Origin of the sequence: Flavobacterium araucananum, from assembly GCF_002222055.1 — a bacterium.
Taxonomy (GTDB): Bacteria; Bacteroidota; Bacteroidia; order Flavobacteriales; family Flavobacteriaceae; genus Flavobacterium; species Flavobacterium araucananum.
In genome coordinates, this window is the sequence record NZ_MUGS01000136.1 from 1 (window position 1) to 873 (window position 873).

The window sequence follows — 873 nt, forward strand, 5'->3', positions numbered from 1 at the left end:
CAGTCCTATTAATAGACAAAGGTGGTGCAGACATTTTTTTTGCATTATGGCTTTTGATGTACGATACCTTTATCTTAGCCTTGGAAACAGTATCGATAGTATTCCCGCGAGAATCCAGCGACAAGTCAGGATTTGCTATTATATATTGGTTTCTGTACAGGTAAACATATACAAGTTTTTTTAATTCTGCATCGTAATATAATGAACCATCTACATCGAAGTTCCCGTCAATTTGTTTTTGTAGCAGCCTCTGATTTATTTTGTTTCTTCCATCAAGTTTAGATAAACCCAAAATGCTTTCACCGTCTTTATTGTGGGTACGATATGCAATATTCACTGAATCAATTACAACTACATGCGAAAATGTTTTGTCTGGCCTAACTACATATTTCATTTTTAGTGATTTTAGTTCCCCTCGAAATACGCAAGGTACAGTGCCATCGATCAGGAATATCTGGGAACCCCTTACACGAACCTCCACGGAGCGATAAGGCAGGTCCATTTGGTCAATCTGCATTACATGTGGTTGAAGCTTCTTTAGTTTTTTGTCGACTGAAGCAAAATATAGTGGTGCATCATAATTCCCTAAATAGATGCTGTCATCTGATTCCCCGGCAAAATAGTATCCTTTTAATTGGAGGTCGATTTCATAATTTTTCTCTACTTGATCTGAAAATCGCCTAATGAAATTATTACGGTGGTGCATGATATCTTCGGAAGTAAGAAACAGCACTACGACAATACCGACAGCAAATGCTGTTATAAATCCCATCAATGTTATTGCTCTAGCTGTTTTCATAACAGATTATATTGAAAGTTGCTAGATTGAATTAAGGCAGCAATGCCTCCCAGTATTATGAAAACTAAATTAAA

General features: G+C 36.5%; 1 pseudogene. It reads right to left on the reverse strand.

What is annotated here, in order from left to right:
- A pseudogene (locus B0A64_RS24835) lies at positions 1-799 on the reverse strand (MauE/DoxX family redox-associated membrane protein); the annotation flags it as partial.
- Between the last annotated feature and the right edge of the window lie 74 nt (positions 800-873).